This is a genomic window from Pseudovibrio sp. W74, from assembly GCF_001623085.1.
Classification (GTDB): Bacteria; Pseudomonadota; Alphaproteobacteria; order Rhizobiales; family Stappiaceae; genus Pseudovibrio.
This window is the reverse complement of sequence record NZ_LMCJ01000017.1, coordinates 187,898-191,699: the sequence shown is the minus strand read 5'-3', so window position 1 is coordinate 191,699 and position 3,802 is coordinate 187,898. Positions and strand designations below refer to the sequence as shown.

General features: G+C 54.2%; 3 protein-coding genes and 1 pseudogene. 2 read left to right on the top strand and 2 right to left on the bottom strand.

The features are described from left to right. A pseudogene (locus tag PsW74_RS29305) lies at positions 1 to 711 on the bottom strand (double-strand break repair protein AddB); the annotation flags it as partial. 464 nt (positions 712 to 1,175) lie between these two features. Beyond that, positions 1,176 to 1,712, bottom strand: a complete 537-nt coding sequence (locus PsW74_RS12195; protein WP_063286498.1) for a winged helix-turn-helix transcriptional regulator — start codon at positions 1,710 to 1,712, stop codon at positions 1,176 to 1,178. 40 nt (positions 1,713 to 1,752) lie between these two features. Here PsW74_RS12195 and PsW74_RS12190 point away from each other — a divergent pair, with 40 nt between their 5' ends. Both PsW74_RS12190 and PsW74_RS12185 read left to right on the top strand, forming a co-directional pair. After that, positions 1,753 to 2,130 carry a VOC family protein gene (locus PsW74_RS12190; RefSeq protein ID WP_063286497.1) on the top strand — a complete coding sequence of 126 codons (378 nt, stop codon included), beginning with the start codon at positions 1,753 to 1,755 and terminating at the stop codon, positions 2,128 to 2,130. A gap of 158 nt (positions 2,131 to 2,288) precedes the next feature. After that, positions 2,289 to 3,557, top strand: a complete 1,269-nt coding sequence (locus PsW74_RS12185; RefSeq protein WP_206599923.1) for a glycosyltransferase — start codon at positions 2,289 to 2,291, stop codon at positions 3,555 to 3,557. Positions 3,558 to 3,802: the final 245 nt, after the last annotated feature.

Here is a 3,802-nt window from a genome sequence, read left to right as displayed (position 1 = left end):
ACCTGTTGCGCCCGCCACAATCACCGGACCACGTGGTGGTGAGGTGCGCAGGCGGGCGGCTTCTGCACGGATGAGGGCTGAGCGGCGCTCCTTCGGGTCCATCATGCCGATGGCTTTGAGGTGCTCAGGCCACAGATCAGTGACGATCTTCAGGAACTCGAGCGTGATTTTCCAGTATTCAGCGTGGTCATCGGGGACGAGATTGCCCAGTTCTGCCCAGCTGGCTTCCTCTGTCTGCACTTCATCCATGAGGTTTAACAGGTTGCCGGCAAGCCATGCGGCATCAGCGGAGGACGCTGGAACGCGGGCAGGATCATCCTCTTTGAGCTGAAGGATCTGGCGGCGGAGCTGGCCTTTCCATGCCCAGACAAGGCGGGTCATGGCCAGTTTACGTTCCATGGTGGACATGGCGGGTGGCAGCGCCTCACCGTCCCCATGGCCTTTCAGGATGTGCTCTTCCTCATCCACGTCGCCAAGAGGCAGGATTTTGGGCAGCAGGGCGGCTTTGGAGCCTAAAGCTTTGCGCAGGACATCCGGCAGGGTTCTGGCTGCACGGCGGGTTGGCACGTAGATGGTGACGTCAGCCAGCGCCAGCGGGTTATCGTCCGCCTGAAAGCCCGGGATCAGCTGCCCAGAGAGTAACGCCTCCACGGTTGCCTGCAAAAAGGGCGTGGATGGGGAAACACTGAAGATATTTGGGGTGGCGGCCACCGGAGCCTCCTGAACAGAACCGAATGCTCCTTTTTAGTGCAGTTTTCTAAGGATCACACAGCAAAAAACACGGCGCGGTTTTATATCCCCGCGTGATTGGGGGATTACTGCTGGTGAGGTATCAGCGTTAATGTGCGAAAATGACAAAGAAGACAAACCTCAGACTTCTAAAACTCTCATCCATATTCGTCATTATTTGGTTTCTGTTATTTTCACTCAATGAAAACGAGACCATATTTGCGATACTAACGGCTTCAGCCCTCGCTGGCTTTGGAGTGCTCATATTTAATGTTTTTTATTGTTTATTTTCAGTTAGTTACATACATATTACAAGCAAAGACAAATATATCGTCGAGCGAACTAAGAACTACCCATTAATGAATATGATTTGGACCGATATAAATGATTTTCTTCCTCCAGACCGGAAGCGTCGTTAGCTACTCCTCCCCACAAGCTCGCCTCACTCACGCCCGCAGGTCAATTGCGTGGTTGATTTGGATGCCGGTGTTTGCGGCGCAGTAGGTGGGGAATGGGACGCGGGCGGCAGTGTTGATGTCGCGTTTGATCCATTCCCGCTCTTCCAGCCGAACCAGTGAGGCTGACAATGCGCGGTCGGTGATTGTCGTCAGGTCTGATCTTAATCCCGAAAAGCGCTGGGGGGTGGCGGTAAGCGCCAGAATGGGGACGGTCCAGCTTTTGCGCAGCAAGGCAAATTCCTTTTCATCGGGAACTGCAGCCACGATTCTGCTGGCGATTTCAGCAGCTTTGACACCCTTTGGGGTCAGCCGAAACTCCGGGCGCAGTGGATGGCCATGGCCGGGGTTTTTCTCCAACAGTTTGAGCTGGGCAAGATGCTCAAGACTCGCTGCAAATGAAGTGCGGCTTGCACCCGATGCGGCCAGCAGTGGAGCCTGCCTGCCGGGGACCCCAGAATGTAATAGGGCCAGAATATTTAATGACCAAGCCCGGGATGTGAGCTTGACAAGCGTTATAATGTCCATAATGTATAGTTACTTTATTTTTTGACGAAAGGAAAGTTTGATGTCACTTGTTTCTTTGGAAAATACGATTACCCTCGCCATCTCCGTTCGTGACCGTCACGCCAGTGCGGAGTGGTACAGCTCCATGCTCGGCTTTGAGCTGATCCACCACATTGATGAGGCTGGTTGGAGCGAGATGAAGACAAAAACTGCTGGCGTCACTCTTGGGCTTGGCGAGCAAACAAAACCTTCTCCCGGCAACACTGTTCCTGTTTTTGGCATTGGTGATATTGAAAGTGCACGAAACTCTCTGGAAGCTGCGGGCGTGAAGTTTGACGGTGCGACCGAAACCATCGAGGGCATGGTGAGCACAGCTACGTTTTACGACCCAGACGGCAATGCGATGATGTTGGCGCAGGACCTGACGGTGCCTGCGTGATACAAGCGCCAATTACACGCTCACCTCAATGGGCAACTGAAAAACCAGTGCCTCATTGAGGTGAGCGTGAGCTTTGCAAGGCGGGGCTTAACCTGATGGCATTGCACTGAAAGCGGTCTATACTCTGCCGGATGTTGCAGCCTGCTAAGATTCTCATTTTGACCTACGGCTCTCGCGGAGATGTGGAGCCCTTTATCGCTTTGGCCTGCGGGCTTACAGCTCGTGGTCACACGGTTAAACTCAGCAGTGCTGAAAAGTATGGCGATTGGATCGAGAGTTTCGGGCTGGCGTTTGAGCCACTTTCGAACGACACGATTGATCTGATGACCACTCCTGACGGGATTGCAGCGCTGGAGGGATCATCCGGGCTCTTAAAGAGAGTTGCAGCAGGTACACGGCTCGCGAAGAAATCCGGACGGCTGAACGATGGGCTCAACCGTGATGCGTGGCAGGCTGCCCAAGCCGTTCAGCCTGATCTTATAGTCTTCCACCCCAAAGTGATGGCTGCGCCTCATATTGCAGAAGCATTGAACATTCCGGCTGTGATGGGGTTGTTGCAGCCGATGATCGTTCCAACAAACGAGTTCCCTGTGGCGGGGATGCCCCGCTTGCCAATACCGGGCTACAACAAGCTGGGGTACGCACTCGTCAAACTCTCTTATTCGGCTTTTCGTAAATCAATCAATCAATTGCGCACGAAGGCTCTGAAACTGCCAGCAATCCGGCATCGCAATGAGGTTTTGTTTCCCCGTGGCGTCCTACCAATCAAGACGCTTCATGCGATCAGCTCGTGGGTTGTTCCCCGGCCAAAGGACTGGCCGGATGTGGCGGTTATGAGCGGTTACTGGAGTTTGAAGTCTGACGGGGACTATGAACCACCAGCAAGTCTGCGCAGTTTCCTCGAGCGTGGACCTCCACCCGTTTACATTGGGTTTGGCAGTATGACGGTTGAGGACCCGAAAGCATTGCAAGAGGTTCTTGATAAGGCCCTGCGAAAGGCAAATGTTCGCGGTGTCCTCTCAACTGGCTGGGCTGGGTTTGATGCCATTGAGAGCGACGATATCCTGAGTGTTTCTGATGTTCCACATGAGTGGTTGTTTCCGAAGATGGCAGCTGTGGTGCACCATGGCGGCATGGGAACCACTGCTCAAGGTTTCCGCGCAGGCGTGCCTTGCGTTTTATGCCCCTTCTTCGGCGATCAGCCCTACTGGGCTCAAAAGAGTGTTGCTCTGGGCGTTGGCGCCCCGCCTGTGCCCCGCAAAGCCTTAACTGCTGACAAGTTGGCGAGCTCAATTCTCCTTGCAGTCAATGATGCTGTGCTGAAGAAGAACGCACATGATCTTGCTCTGCACCTACAAAGCGAAGACGGCGTGGGTATTGCGGTTGCTGAGATTGAAGCGTGTCTTGCTGGTGTGGGTGGCACGTGAGCATGTTGGCTGGTCCTGCCTGCGTGCGCGTTGGCGGAGAACAGCGTAGGTCCGCTATGTAGTGCCATGAGTGCTTGTGTTAGTGGGTGGAGCTCTGAGTCCCTGTGTGTTTGTTTTGTGCTTGAATGGTAGCGAGGCGGAGGTCGTTGGGTCCCAGATCAGAGCCCAGCACGGCTTTAGATCGTGACGCGGCCAGACCCCGCCTCGCATGTATTACCAAACCTGAACAGTTGATGGTGGCCGCT

Excerpts from the sequence above, each read along its gene's own strand:
- PsW74_RS12195 (WP_063286498.1), bottom strand. The coding sequence starts at position 1,712 with ATGGACATTATAACGCTTGTCAAGCTCACATCCCGGGCTTGGTCATTA.
- PsW74_RS12190 (WP_063286497.1), top strand. The coding sequence starts at position 1,753 with ATGTCACTTGTTTCTTTGGAAAATACGATTACCCTCGCCATCTCCGTT.